We start from the raw sequence: 13,008 nt of genomic DNA, 5'->3' as shown, positions 1-13,008 counted from the left end.
AATCTCGGATAAATCCAGCGATTGCCAGTGTGCGGGTAGATCGGGATCGCAGGTCGAGGACAAGGGCGACGCGACTAGCAACATCGTTGTGGCTCGCAAACGATAAGGGGCATATGTGATGAACGAGTTCGGGCAGAAGGGAAAGGTACCGCTCTCGGAAAGGCTCTCGGTGTCACCTGAGGAGGCAAGCGCCCTCACCGGGATCGGGCTGACCTCCATTCGCGAGGCGATCGCCAGCGGTGATCTCAAGGCCAAGAAGCACGGGAGGCGTACGATCATCCTGCCGGACGATTTAAGAGTATGGCTCAAAACGCTGCCGGACGCCCGGAAGCCGATTGTAGAAAGCCCCGCTTAGACGGGGCTTTTACTTTTCGGCGGTGCTGCGGGAGCCGACTGACGGTCGGAAGAAGCGGTAAATAATTGGCAACTAAAAACAATACGCCGAAAAAAGCGCAACAATTATTGTGGCTTATCTGATTCCATCACGGATCATGTATCCCGCGCCGCGAATGGTGTGAAGCAATGGCCGTTCGAAACCCTTGTCGATCTTGGAGCGCAGCCGCGAAATATGCACGTCGATGACGTTGGTCTGCGGATCGAAATGATAGTCCCAAACGTTTTCCAGCAGCATGGTCCGCGTCACTACCTGCCCGGCGTGCTTCATCAGATATTCCAAAAGACGGAATTCGCGCGGCTGCAGCGTCAATTCGTCCTTGCCGCGCACCACCCGGTGCGAAAGCCGGTCGAGTTCGAGATCGCCGACACGATAGGTGGTTTCCTCGGCGGGGCCGCCATGGCGGCGCGACAGCACCTCGACCCGCGCCAGCAATTCGGCGAATGAATAGGGCTTTGGCAGGTAGTCGTCGCCGCCGGCGCGCAAGCCCTTGATGCGGTCGTCGACCTGTCCGAGGGCCGAGAGAATCAGCGCCGGGGTACGATTTCCCTTCTCACGCAGGGAGCCGATCAGCGACAGTCCGTCGCGTTTCGGCAGCATCCGGTCGATCACCAGCACGTCGTAGTCGCCGCTATCGGCGAGGGCCAGGCCTTCCTCGCCATCGCCAGCCAGATCGGCGATGTAACCGACTTCGCGGAACGCTTTGACCAGATAGTCGGCGGACTCGCGGTCGTCTTCGATGATCAAAAGGCGCATCTGGGTGTCAGTCACGGTCAAGTGAGGCAGCTTTCTATCACCATGGCGCGGTCGGCAGCCTCATGCAAGGCGACCGGGAGCACTCCATTGAGCCAAAAAAAAGCGGGCGGTGAAGCTGGGGGACCTCACCGCCCTTTGACCTTCCGACGGAGGGGGGCGTATTCCACCGGAAGGTAACTTGAGGGAGCGAGCTTTTGGCCCGCCCCCCGGAAAGAGCCGTCGGCGGGGGCGACTATTGCCGGCGACACCCTCCATCTCTGTTTGAGCATGATCTTTTCGGAAAACCGGTTCCCACTTTTCCGGATCATGCTGTCAGGCGCTCAGCCTTTCGCCAGCGGCACCGCGACGAAGCGCGACGACCCGCCGCTCTTGATGCGCATCAGAACGCTGTTCTTGTTGTCGGTGCGGGCGGCATTGATCGCTTCGCGCACGTCTCCGGCATTGGTAACGCTCTTTCCCGCGACTTCGAGAATCACGTCACCTTCCTTGAAACCACGCTCGGCCGCCGCACTCTTCGGATCGACCTCGGTCACGACCACGCCGTCCTTGCCGGCCCCGGCAACGCTATTGGCGGGCGCGAGCGTCAGACCGAGCTTCGGCACGTCGGTTCCGCGGGTAGCGCCACCCTTGTCGCCATTATCGGTGTCGGCCTTGGCTTCCAGCGAATTCGGCAACTGGCCGAGAGTGAGGTTGACCACCTTGTCCTGGCCCTTGTGCAGCACGTTGAGCTTCACCGCAGCGCCGGGCGCGAGACCGCCGATGGTGCGGGCGAGTTCACGGGCATCCTTGACCGTCTCGCCGTTGACCGCGGTGATCACGTCGCCGGATTCGATACCGGCCTTGGCCGCCGGACCGTTGGCCTGGGGTTCCGCCACCAGCGCACCTTCCGCCTTCTTGAGGCCGAGGCTGTCGGCGATATCAGCGGTGACCGGTTGAATCTGGACACCGATCCAGCCGCGGCTGACGGAACCCTTGTCCTTGAGCTGCGCAATCACGGTCTTCACGGTCGAGGCCGGGATCGAGAATGCGATACCGACGCTGCCGCCAGACGGCGAATAAATCGCGGTATTGACGCCCATCACTTCGCCTTCGGTATTGAAGGCCGGACCACCGGAGTTGCCCTTGTTCACGGGCGCATCGATCTGGATGAAATCGTCGTACGGGCCATTGCCGATGTCGCGGCCGCTGGCCGAGACGATGCCGGCCGTGACCGTGCCACCGAGGCCGAAGGGATTGCCGACCGCGAGCACCCAGTCACCGATCCGGGGTTTGCCGTCGGAAAGCTTGGCGAACGGGAAGTTCGAGCCACCCTCGACCTTGATCAGCGCAACGTCGGTACGCGCGTCGGTGCCGATCACCTTCGCGGAATAGGTCTTGCCGTCGTCGGTGGTGACTTCGACCTTGTCGGCACCGTCAACGACGTGGTTGTTGGTGACGGCGTAGCCATCCGGCGAAATGAAGAAGCCGGAGCCTTGACCGGTCACCGCGCCGCGTCCTCCACGCGGTCCACCGCGCATTCCGGGCGGCATGCCATCGGGTCCGCCGAAGCGGCGGAAGAAGCGCTCCATCGGAGATCCCGGCTGGAACGGCGAATCATCATTGTTGTCGGCGCTGTCGTTCTTGGCGACTTTCTCGTTGATGTTGACCTTCACCGAGATCACCGAAGGTTTCACGCGCTCGACGATGTCGGCAAAGCCGACCGGCTGCGCAACCTTGCGGACTTCGTTGTTGACCTGCGCGTGCGCGGTGCTGGTGAAAATATCAACCGGGCCCGACGACGGGCTGAAGCCGTAAACGGCAACCCCGAGGCCGGCGACGACCGAAGCCATCAACGCGAACTTGCGCGCGGAAAAGAGCGAGCGGCGGGGCGCTTGATAAGACGGAAGGGACGAAAAATCGGTGGGTCGGTCGGTCATACGAACATCTCCAGAGCCTGAATCGACGGTGCGGGGGGCAAGCACCTTGTGGTTCTGAACATGGGGATTTCCGCCTTACAGCGCGCTGGCGGGGGAATTAAAGTTTTGTAATAAATGCGCGATTGAATGCGGCAGTTTATCGCAGGGGCCAAAACGGCTTATCGCAGGGTCAAAACGCGATTAGCGCCGCGCTAAACCGGCTTGTCCGGCGAGGGTTCCGCGATCAGCCGTTCCAGCCGCGCTTCTTCGTCGGCCGTCAGCTTGAACAGCGAAGCGTCTTGCGTTGTGTCGGATTTCGTTCGGCGCCGGCCATGTGCCCACAGCGCGACCCCGCCTCCGGCCAGCGCCAGCGGCGGCAACAGCCAGAGTAACCAAGTGTGAGGGTTCAGCCGCGGCTTTAACAGCACGAACTCGCCGTAACGCGCGACCAGAAAATCGATGACCTGCGCGTCGCTGTCGCCGGCCGCGATGCGCTCGCGCACCAATAGCCGCAGATCACGCGCCAGCGGCGCTTCGGAATCGTCAATCGACTGGTTCTGACACACCATGCAGCGCAGTTCGCGCGACAAATCCCGTGCCCGCAATTCCTTTGCAGGATCGGACATGATCTCGTCGGGCTGCACCGCGTAAGCCGAAGACCCCGCCATCACGACGATCGCGAACACGCAGGAAAGGATTCGTTTCAAAGCATCACTCCGCCGCCTGCAATCCGCGCAGGGATTTCGCGGGCTTCGGCGCGCCGACCCGCAGCCGCCGGTCTGACAGCGACAACATACCGCCGAACGCCATCAGCACCGGGCCAAACCAGATCAGCAACACCAGCGGCTTGTGGTAAATCCGCACCGCGACCGTGCCGTCGCCAGCGATATCGCCCAGCGAGACGTAGAGCTGGCTTGCGCCTCGCGTCAGTAGCGCGGCCTCGGTTGTCGTCGTTGCCCGCGTGCTGAAACTGCGCTTCGACGGCGTCATCATATCAAGCAGTTCGCCGTGTTGCAGAACGCTGAAGTGCGCCACCGTTTCGCGAAAATTTGGTCCCTGGCGCTGTGTCACGCCATCGAGCTTCAATTGGTAGCCGGCAATAACGGCCACATCACCTGACTTCATCGATCCGATATATTCGCTGTTCCAGGTGGTCTCGCAGACGATCCCGATCAAGGCCACGCCAACGCCGGCATGGGCAAACACCGTGCCCCAGGTCGAGCGCGGCAGCCCGCGGGCGCGCTGCGCAACGGTTCCCAGCGGCACGCGAAACAGGCCGGTACGCTCGGCAAGGTCGCTCAACGCACCGACGATCACAAACACGGCAAGCCCGATCGCGAGCGGCGCGAAGGCGCCGCCGCCGCTCGTCCATGCCCATACCACCGCGACCATGATCAGCGCCGCGATCCCGGCCGCCATCAGCCGCTGCGCCGCGCCGAGCAGATCGCCTCGCTTCCAGGCCAGCAACGGCCCGAACGGCACCGCTATCATCAACGGAAGGAACAGCGGCCCGAAGGTGAGATTGAAAAATGGCGCGCCCACCGAGATCTTGTCCCCGGTGATCACTTCCAGCGCCAATGGATAGAGCGTTCCGATGAAGACGGTCGCGCAGGCCGTGGTGAGAAACAGATTGTTGAGTACCAGCGCGCCTTCGCGCGAGATCGGCGCGAACAGACCGCCCTGCTTGAGCGTCGACGCCCGCCAGGCGTAGAGCGAGAGACTGCCGCCGATGAAAATGCATAGAATCAGCAGGATGAATACGCCGCGCGTCGGATCGGTCGCAAACGCATGTACCGAGGTGAGCACGCCCGAACGCACCAGGAAGGTGCCAAGCAGCGACAGCGAGAACGCCAGGATCGACAGCAGGATGGTCCAGACCTTGAGCGCATTGCGCTTTTCCATCACCACCAGGGAATGCAGCAGCGCTGTGCCCGCCAGCCACGGCATCAGCGAGGCATTCTCGACCGGATCCCAGAACCACCAACCGCCCCAGCCAAGTTCGTAATAGGCCCAGTACGAGCCCATGGCGATGCCCAGCGTGAGGAATATCCAGGCCATCAGCGTCCAGGGCCGCACCCACCGCGCCCAGGCGGCGTCGATCCGGCCTTCGATCAGCGCCGCGATGGCGAAGGAAAAGGAGATCGAGAATCCGACATAGCCGAGATAAAGCATCGGCGGATGCACCGCGAGGCCGATATCCTGCAGCACCGGGTTGAGGTCGCGGCCCTCGATCGGCGGATTGGCGATGCGCAGGAACGGATTCGAGGTGATCAGGATGAACAGGTAGAATGCGCTGGCAATCCAGGCCTGCACCGCCAGCACATGGGCGCGCAACGACAGCGGCAGATTGTTGCCGAACATCGCGACGAGGCCACCGAACAGCGCCAGGATCGACACCCACAGCAGCATCGAGCCCTCGTGGTTGCCCCATACGCCGGTGATCTTGTAGATCAGCGGTTTGAGCGAATGCGAATTCTCGAACACGTTGACGACGGAGAAATCCGAGGTGACGTGTAGCGTGACCAGCGCCGCGAACGACGCTCCGACGAACAGCAGTTGCGCCAGCGCAGCCGAGCGCGCGACATTCATCAGCGCGGGATCGCGCCAGCGCGCGCCCAAGATCGGCAACGTCGACTGGATCAGGGCCAGTGCCAGCGCCAGCACCAGCGCGTAATGTCCGGCTTCCGCTATCACCGCTGCACTCCTTGTCCGATCTGCGCGGCACCTTGCGCCGCGCGCGACGCTCCGAGGCCGGCTCCGGCTTTTGCGTCGTCATCCGGCTTCGCGCCGTAATCGTCTTTCCAGTGCCCCTGCTTCTTCAGCGCGTCGGCGACATCCTTGGGCATATAATTCTCGTCATGCTTGGCAAGCACGGTGTCGGCCTTGAACACGCCGGCGGCGTCAAGCGCGCCTTCTGCGACCACGCCCTGCCCTTCGCGAAACAGGTCTGGAAGAATGCCCTTGTAGGACACCGGCAAGGTGGCGCTGCCGTCGGCAACCTGGAAAGTGACCGCGAGGTTGTCGCCACGCACCAGCGAGCCCGGCTGCACGAGGCCGCCGAGCCGGAAACGCTTGCCCGCCTGAATGTGCTTCTCGGCGACCATCGCCGGCGTCGAGAAGAACACGATGGAGTCACGCAGCGCGTTCAGCACCAGCGCCGCCGCAACCGCGAGTACCGCGAGCGAACCGCCGATGATCGTCAACCGCCGCTGCTTGCGCGTCATGCGTGGCCTCTTGCTCTCGCGCATGATGTTGTCCGAAAACCGCTCACACTTTTCGGCATCATGCGCCTTTATTCCTACGCATGATGTTGTCCGAAAACCGCTTCACACTTTTCGGCATCATGCTCATCCATCAAGCCCGAGATTTTTCAGGCCCTCATTCAGTTGCCGCAGCCGTTCCGGATCGTTGGCAACGGCCTGACGGGCCTCCGTCAGCGCGCCCTTTGCCTTGTCCTGGTCGCCCATGACCATATAGGCCCGTACCAGCCGCAGCCATCCCTCGACGTCGTCGCCGTTCAGCTTCAATCGGGCGGCCAGACGCTCGACCATGCCACGAATCATCGCGTTGCGGTCGGTCTCATTCATGTCTTTTGCCGCGGCCATCGCATCGTTTGACAGCACCGGAGCGGGGGAACCGCCGACGCGCACCAGCGCACCCTGGACCAGCGGACGCCACGGCGCATTCGCCGGTGCCTTCTCCAGCATCGTGCGCCAGATCGTGGCGGCCTCGGCGGGACGGCCGTCCTGCTCGGCGGCAAGGCCGAGGAAGTAGCTGGCCTTGACGTCGTCTGCGTTGAGCGCGACGGCGCGTTGGAATTCGGTCTTGGCTTCTACCGTGACAACGCCACCAGCTGCCGCGGTAAGGATCTCACCAAGATCGGCCCGGCGCTCGGCGCTGTCGCCACCATAGGTAATCGAATTGTGATAGGCCCGCACCGCATCGTCGTAACGGCCCAGTCTTGCCAGCACCGGCGCGAGCACGTTCCAGCCGCGAGCGTCGGCCGGGTTATTTTTCAGGTGCTGTTCGACCTGTGCCACCAGATTGTCGAGCGGCTGCGTCGCGTCAGGCGCACTGGTGCGCTGCGCCAAGGGAAAATCGGCGAGACGTGGCGAGCCAAGCGGGTAATAAAATCCGACCGCCACGATCGGAAGTCCAACCAGGGCTATGACCGCCGCCGCACGGCGCAGCCTGACGTTCGATCCGGAGGGTGGATCGCGCTGATTATCCGCCGCGGCAAGCAGCCGACGGCTGATTTCGACACGCGCCGCCTGCGCCTCGGAGGCGCCAATCAGGTCAGCGGCAACGTCGCGATCGATCTCGGTAAGTTGATCCTTGTAGACGGCCGCCTCGCTGCCGTCATTTGGGGGCCGGCTGCCACGGCTCAACGGCCAGAGCACGGCGAAGATCGCCGCAGCCGTCATCAGCGCGAACACAAACCACAGCGTCATCAAGCGGGTTCCGGTGGAACGGCACTAACCAGCGCCGATGCCGCCGCTTTACACCACTGGCGGCAAGCCGGGCAATTGACAATTGTCAATTTGCCGACGTGGCAAACAAATCCAGAAAATCCAGAGAAAATCGGCTGTTAGGCGACGGAAAACCCGACGCTTTGTGCGGCAAACTGGCCATGCCCGTTTAGCACCTTCAGATAGTAGTTCCCTGACTTGACCGAGGCCGGCAGGCTGATCCGCAGCGAGCCAACCGGCACCGGGGAGGTAATCCTGACAACCGGATCGGGCAATTGTTCCCCGCTGGTCTTATCGACAAGCATAACCTTCGCCCCGATCATGAGGTTTCGATAGGTTACCGAGATCACGCGGTTTTCAAGTTCAACGAAATTGATGACTGGATTCATACCGAATAGGTACGTCCCCGGCCGCATTTGGTCAACCGCAAATTGTAATTTTGATTTACACTATCTTTTTATCCGGCGCGCGATGGCTTGCGTTCGACGGTAGCCGCGTTTTCAGCCGCCCTGCTCATCAGCGAAGCGTAATCGTGGCCGAATAAGACGTCACAGAAACGAATTGCCGCGGCGACCTGCGCCTGACGATAGGGGCGGCTCTTGCCGGTGCTGGCGCGCAGGGATTGCACCAGCGCCTCGGTCGATTGTTCGACATAGTGTTGCAGATCGGAATAGGTCCGCAGCGTGACCTCATTGATGGCGAGTTCGCTGGCATAGGTGCGGCATACCGCGACGAAATCGATCAATGCCGCGGTTTCCTCGACTTCGCTGGCATCGACCTGGACACCGATGGGGATATCCTTGTCGGATCGCTGCCGCAGCAGACGCCGGACACGGCCAGGCACGCTGTCGATTTCCGATTGCAGGGTGTTTGAAATATCGGCCCGGATCGCCACCAACCGTCTGCCCCAGGTGGAATCGTTGCGAAGATCGAGTTCGGTCCGCAACCCCCGCACGCCGTCATGAAGGATCTTGAGATGTTCGGCGACGTTTTCGAAATGTCCGCGTTTGATATCCACCCGCAGGCTTACTGCCAGGCAATACAGATCGTGCAGGGCCAGGGTGACGGCAACGCCATAGGGCGTGGCGGCAACGCGCAGTTCATCGTCAGACGCGGCCATCTTGATGGCAAGCCGGATGATCTGCCACGGCGCGGTCAACCGCTGCATCACCAGCGACAGCGCAAACGGCAGCAATTGCGGGGTTTGCAGCGAGGGGACGTTGAGCGCCGTGCCCACCGAGGCGATCTGCGACTCCCCGAACACCCGCAAATAGCTGGGAAGCCGGCTGTTGAGGGTGTCGATCGCCTCGCGGGCCTGCAAGACCGAACCGATCGGCAGCAGATCCTCGATCACGTCGGGTGAGCCAAGCCGGGCCAGCGCGCGCCGCTGGTCGCCGCCCTGCACAGGTGCAGTTTTCGGACCGCCGCCTCGATATCGGACGTTGTTCCAGTTTCGGGCCCCTGCGACAGCGCCCTCTCGAGCACTTTTACCTGCTCCGGCGCTCCTTCCCGGACTAACCATTGCCACACCGGCAACAGCGAGGCGCGGCGAACCTGCCCGGGCCTCACCGGAAGGTTGCCCTCGACAAGAAAAGGCTCCAGCGGACGGAACAACAGTCGCGTCGGATCTTCGGTGCGCGGCCGTGCCTCCTCGTCGGTTCCGCGCACGATTTTGCGCAATTGTTCGAGCACGAAGCTGGCGACCGTGGTGTCCTCGCCGCGCTCGATGGCGCGCTCGAACTCCCGCATCAGCAGCGCCTGCGACTGCGGCGGAAGCTGTGCGAGATATTCCCTCAGCCGCTCGTTCGATGTCTGGCCCATGCGCCCGGTATGCATGCTTGTGTCGCGCGGACGGCAACGCGCGTCCACCGCCAATAATAAAAGCGCCCACGTTAAGAAGTCGTTAGGAATGATCCGTACGCGACAGCATTGATCGCTGCTCTGCTTGAGGTAACGGGGTAAACCCGGACCCTCTATACCCCCGGCAGCACCAGTTCCGCGCGCAGCCCCCCGATCGGCGCGCTGCCGAGGATCAGGCTGCCGCCATACAGGGCCGCCAAGTCAATCACGATCGACAGCCCCAGCCCGGAGCCCGGCTTGGACTCGTCCAGCCGCTGACCGCGGCGCGACACCTGCGCACGCTCGGCCGCCGAGAGCCCGCGCCCGTCGTCGTCGACGATGATTCGCAGCATCGGACCGGCGCCGACCGGCCGTTCCACCAGCACCTCGATGAATACGCGCGACGCCGCCCATTTGCAGGCGTTGTCGACAAGATTGCCGGCCATTTCCTCGAGGTCCTGCCGCTCGCCGCGAAACTTCGCCTGCGCGTTGGCATCGACCTCGATGACGATGCCGCGGCTGCGGTGGATTTTCTCCATGGTCCGGCGCAACGCCTCGATGGCGGGAGCCACTTCAGTGACCGTGCCAATGATGGTGAGACGCGCGGCGATTCGCGCGCGCTCCAGGTGGTGAGCGACCTGATCGCGCATCACATCGGCCTGCTCCAGAACCTTCGCTGCGAACGGATCGGCACCGTGCGCGGAGGCCTCGTTGACGATCACGGACAGCGGCGTCTTGATGGCGTGCGCGAGATTGCCGACATGGGTCCGGGCCCGCTCGACGATTTCGCGATTGGCATCGATCAGCGCGTTGGTCTCGCGCGCCAGCGGCGCGATCTCGACGGGAAATTCACCCTCGAGCCGCTCAGCACGGCCGGAGCGAATGTCGGCGATCGAATCTGAAATGCGCTTGAGCGGCGCCAGGCCGAAGCGGACCTGGAAAATCGTGGTCAGTACCAGCACGATCGAAAGGGCGACGAATGTGCCGCCGAGGTAGTAATCGAAGCTGCGCGTTTCGTCGAAAATCTCGGTAGCGTCGCCGGCCACGTTGACCAGAAACTTGCCGTCGGCGCCGAGATCGACCGGCCGCTCCACCATCCGCAGGTTCTGGCCCTCGGGGCCCTCGACATAGCCAAGGCGGATGCCGGCCGCGGTCAAGTCGGCACCATGATCTTCGAGCTTCGGCAGCTTCTTGTCCCACAGCGAGCGCGACGCGCGCACCTCGGGCTTGTCGGAATCGGTGCGGGTGATCTGCCAGTACCAGCCGGACAGCGGCAGTTCGAACAGGGGTTCGCCGAGCGACTGGAATTGACGGTCAGGCGGCTCGTCGGGGGTTGCGACTTCGGCGACCAGGGTGCGCAGATAAAGGTTGAGGCGGCGGTCGAAGGCGCGCTCGGTGGCATCACGGTACACCGACGACAGCACGACGCCGGTGATGACGAGAATGACCACCACCCAGGCGGTCGCGGACAGAAACAGCCGGGTGGCGAGCGAACTGCCGCGCATCAGCTTGGCGTTGGCGGCGTCAGCAGATAGCCAAGCCCTCGCACGGTCTGGATGATATCGACATCCAGCTTCTTGCGAATACGGCCGACGAACACTTCGATGGTATTGGAGTCGCGGTCGAAATCCTGATCGTAGAGATGCTCGACGAGCTCGGTGCGCGACACCACGCGCCCGGTATGGTGCATGAGATAGGCCAGCAGCCGATATTCGTGCGAGGTCATCTTGATCGGATTGCCTGCTACGCTGACCCGGCCGGTGCGGGTGTCCAGCGAAACCGGTCCGCAGGTCAGTTCGGACTGGGCGTGACCGGTGGAGCGGCGCAGCAGCGCGCGCATCCGGGCCAGGACTTCCTCGAGATGAAATGGCTTGGCAACATAATCGTCGGCTCCGGCGTCGAAGCCCTGCACCTTGTCGCTCCAGCGATCACGCGCGGTGAGGATCAGCACCGGCATTGCGCGCCCGTTGCGGCGCCAGGCCTCCAGCACCGAGATGCCGTCCATCTTGGGCAGGCCGATGTCGAGCACGACCGCATCATAGGGTTCGCTGTCGCCGAGAAAGTGTCCCTCCTCGCCATCGAAGGCGCGATCAACGACATAGCCGGCGTCGGTCAGCGCGGTCGTCAGCTGACGATTGAGGTCCGGATCATCTTCAACGACGAGCAGGCGCAAGGTGATCTCCAGATGTGAGCCGCACAATTTCTGCCATCAAGATGAGGCCCGCCAGCGTGAATGAGCTATGAACAGGGCGGTTACCGTGCGTTACTTTTTCTTCACAACCGTATTACCAATATTCCGCAATACCAATCTTCCTGCCGATATTCGATCGCGCCCTGCGGTTCCCGCCGCTGGCGGCGCTGGCCTTTGCGAAGGCTCTGGCGAGCGGTCCAAATGACTAACACGCCGAATCGGAAGCCCCAATAGGGTGGGCCAGCGCGGGCCGACTAACGCCCCGCCGGCGATCCCCGGATCACGATGAAATCGACGGGGCCGCCCGGCCTGTCATCATCGAAAACTCCGATCGTCAGCCGTCCCGTTCGCCAGGCGAGCGTGTCCAGGTTGGTGCGGCCTTGGTACAATAGCGGCCCCTCGGGGAAATTATCATGGCCGTGAACGACGTGCAGATCGCCGAACCCGCCGGGGAATCCCTTCGGATAACGCTTCCACAACAGCGTCGCCTCGCTCTGCTGATCCAGGGCGATTTCGGGATCGACACCGGCGTGAACGTAGATGCGATGAGCATCGACATGCATCAGTCGCAATCGATCGAGCCAGGCGATGTGGACTTCCGGCACGGCGGCGGGATCGCCGCCATAGGAGGCCAGCGCGGCATCACCGCCCTTGGCGATCCACGCCGCCAGCTTCGACGGATCGCGCAGCGCCTCCACCATCAGGGCGTCATGGTTCCCCTTGAGCGCCACCAGACTCCAGCCCTGGGCCACGCCTGACATTAGCCGGTCAACGACTTGTTTGCTTTCCGGCCCCTTGTCGACGTAGTCGCCGAGCGTGACAATGACGCCGGTCTCGCTACGCGCGGTGATTTCGGCCAGACCGTCGTTGAGAAGGTCATGTCGGCCGTGAATGTCCGGGATGACGTAGGTCAGACTCATCGGGCTGCTGCGGTGCCGTCCGGATTGTTTTAGGTTAATCCGGATATACCGGGGTTAACGATGTTCCGCCATTCATGTCGGGAACCGACGGGTATGGCGGGTGAAAGATTGAGATGAAACAAGTTGTAGCTTATCTACCGACGATGATTCAAAGGGTATCCATTGCTGCAGGCTGGCTGGCATTCGCTTTCATTGTGTATGCGACACTGTCCCCAATTGACTCCCGCCCTGTCGTCGCGGGCCCTCAGCTTGAACATTTCGCAGCATTTGGGCTGATGGGACTTGCGTTCGGTTTGGCTTACCCAAACCGCTTTCTCCTCGTCATCGCCATCGTTGCGGGAAGCGCTTTCGGATTGGAGGCGTTGCAACTGCTGACACCGGACCGCCATGCCCGCGTCCTTGACGCCGTCATGAAAGCCGCGGGCGGCATCTGCGGAATCAGCGCTAGTCAGCTGATGTTGCTTCTGTTGCGGACTAGCTTGAGCCGCATCAGATAGTGGGGTGCCAATGGCGGACGATTTAGACGCCGAGGTTGAATCTTGAC

The 13,008-nt window shown here is 62.5% G+C and carries 12 protein-coding genes and 1 pseudogene; 2 read left to right on the top strand and 11 right to left on the bottom strand.

What is annotated here, in order from left to right; translation table 11 throughout:
- The first annotated feature begins 118 nt into the window (after positions 1-118).
- Positions 119-355 carry a helix-turn-helix domain-containing protein gene (locus ABR948_RS24915; protein WP_428123115.1) on the top strand — a complete coding sequence of 79 codons (237 nt, stop codon included), beginning with the start codon at positions 119-121 and terminating at the stop codon, positions 353-355.
- A gap of 114 nt (positions 356-469) precedes the next feature.
- On the opposite strand, the gene ABR948_RS24910 is transcribed toward ABR948_RS24915, so the two are convergent.
- From ABR948_RS24910 to ABR948_RS24860, 11 genes and pseudogenes are all read right to left on the bottom strand, one after another.
- Positions 470-1,150, bottom strand: a complete 681-nt coding sequence (locus ABR948_RS24910; RefSeq protein ID WP_428123114.1) for a winged helix-turn-helix domain-containing protein — start codon at positions 1,148-1,150, stop codon at positions 470-472.
- Positions 1,151-1,470: 320 nt separating this feature from the next.
- Positions 1,471-3,066 carry a Do family serine endopeptidase gene (locus ABR948_RS24905; protein ID WP_428123113.1) on the bottom strand — a complete coding sequence of 532 codons (1,596 nt, stop codon included), beginning with the start codon at positions 3,064-3,066 and terminating at the stop codon, positions 1,471-1,473.
- A gap of 191 nt (positions 3,067-3,257) precedes the next feature.
- Positions 3,258-3,752 carry a cytochrome c-type biogenesis protein gene (locus ABR948_RS24900; protein WP_428123112.1) on the bottom strand — a complete coding sequence of 165 codons (495 nt, stop codon included), beginning with the start codon at positions 3,750-3,752 and terminating at the stop codon, positions 3,258-3,260.
- 4 nt (positions 3,753-3,756) lie between these two features.
- Positions 3,757-5,739 carry a heme lyase CcmF/NrfE family subunit gene (locus tag ABR948_RS24895; RefSeq protein WP_428123111.1) on the bottom strand — a complete coding sequence of 661 codons (1,983 nt, stop codon included), beginning with the start codon at positions 5,737-5,739 and terminating at the stop codon, positions 3,757-3,759.
- A complete protein-coding gene (gene ccmE / locus ABR948_RS24890; RefSeq protein WP_428123116.1) occupies positions 5,736-6,269 on the bottom strand; it encodes a cytochrome c maturation protein CcmE in 534 nt (177 codons plus the stop codon). Before ccmE ends, ABR948_RS24895 begins: the two co-directional genes overlap by 4 nt.
- A 123-nt stretch (positions 6,270-6,392) precedes the next feature.
- The gene (ccmI, locus tag ABR948_RS24885) at positions 6,393-7,496 is read right to left on the bottom strand and encodes a c-type cytochrome biogenesis protein CcmI (protein WP_428123109.1); all 1,104 of its coding nucleotides are present in this window, start codon (positions 7,494-7,496) and stop codon (positions 6,393-6,395) included.
- A gap of 137 nt (positions 7,497-7,633) precedes the next feature.
- A complete protein-coding gene (locus ABR948_RS24880; protein ID WP_428123107.1) occupies positions 7,634-7,903 on the bottom strand; it encodes a hypothetical protein in 270 nt (89 codons plus the stop codon).
- Between the two features lie 68 nt (positions 7,904-7,971).
- A pseudogene (locus ABR948_RS24875) lies at positions 7,972-9,335 on the bottom strand (hypothetical protein).
- Between the two features lie 152 nt (positions 9,336-9,487).
- Positions 9,488-10,858, bottom strand: a complete 1,371-nt coding sequence (locus ABR948_RS24870) for an ATP-binding protein (RefSeq protein WP_428123106.1) — start codon at positions 10,856-10,858, stop codon at positions 9,488-9,490.
- Entirely contained in the window at positions 10,858-11,526 is a 669-nt protein-coding gene (locus tag ABR948_RS24865) for a response regulator transcription factor (RefSeq protein WP_428123105.1), read from the bottom strand. The genes ABR948_RS24870 and ABR948_RS24865 overlap by 1 nt, the downstream gene beginning before the upstream one ends.
- 272 nt (positions 11,527-11,798) lie before the next feature.
- Positions 11,799-12,464, bottom strand: coding sequence for a metallophosphoesterase (locus tag ABR948_RS24860; RefSeq protein WP_428123104.1), 666 nt, complete (start codon positions 12,462-12,464; stop codon positions 11,799-11,801).
- 113 nt (positions 12,465-12,577) lie between these two features.
- Between ABR948_RS24860 and ABR948_RS24855 the strand changes: the two genes are divergently transcribed.
- A complete protein-coding gene (locus ABR948_RS24855) occupies positions 12,578-12,961 on the top strand; it encodes a VanZ family protein (RefSeq protein WP_428123103.1) in 384 nt (127 codons plus the stop codon).
- Positions 12,962-13,008: the final 47 nt, after the last annotated feature.

Origin of the sequence: Bradyrhizobium sp., assembly GCF_050014615.1 — a bacterium.
GTDB lineage: Bacteria > Pseudomonadota > Alphaproteobacteria > Rhizobiales > Xanthobacteraceae > Bradyrhizobium.
The sequence above is the reverse complement of the archived record's forward strand: the minus strand, read 5'-3'. Positions and strand labels throughout refer to the sequence as shown.

Excerpts from the sequence above, each read along its gene's own strand:
- ABR948_RS24910 (WP_428123114.1), bottom strand. The coding sequence starts at position 1,150 with ATGCGCCTTTTGATCATCGAAGACGACCGCGAGTCCGCCGACTATCTG.
- ABR948_RS24860 (WP_428123104.1), bottom strand. The coding sequence starts at position 12,464 with ATGAGTCTGACCTACGTCATCCCGGACATTCACGGCCGACATGACCTT.
- ABR948_RS24870 (WP_428123106.1), bottom strand. The coding sequence starts at position 10,858 with ATGCGCGGCAGTTCGCTCGCCACCCGGCTGTTTCTGTCCGCGACCGCC.
- ccmI (WP_428123109.1), bottom strand. The coding sequence starts at position 7,496 with ATGACGCTGTGGTTTGTGTTCGCGCTGATGACGGCTGCGGCGATCTTC.
- ABR948_RS24915 (WP_428123115.1), top strand. The coding sequence starts at position 119 with ATGAACGAGTTCGGGCAGAAGGGAAAGGTACCGCTCTCGGAAAGGCTC.
- ABR948_RS24880 (WP_428123107.1), bottom strand. The coding sequence starts at position 7,903 with ATGAATCCAGTCATCAATTTCGTTGAACTTGAAAACCGCGTGATCTCG.
- ABR948_RS24855 (WP_428123103.1), top strand. The coding sequence starts at position 12,578 with ATGAAACAAGTTGTAGCTTATCTACCGACGATGATTCAAAGGGTATCC.
- ABR948_RS24905 (WP_428123113.1), bottom strand. The coding sequence starts at position 3,066 with ATGACCGACCGACCCACCGATTTTTCGTCCCTTCCGTCTTATCAAGCG.
- ccmE (WP_428123116.1), bottom strand. The coding sequence starts at position 6,269 with ATGACGCGCAAGCAGCGGCGGTTGACGATCATCGGCGGTTCGCTCGCG.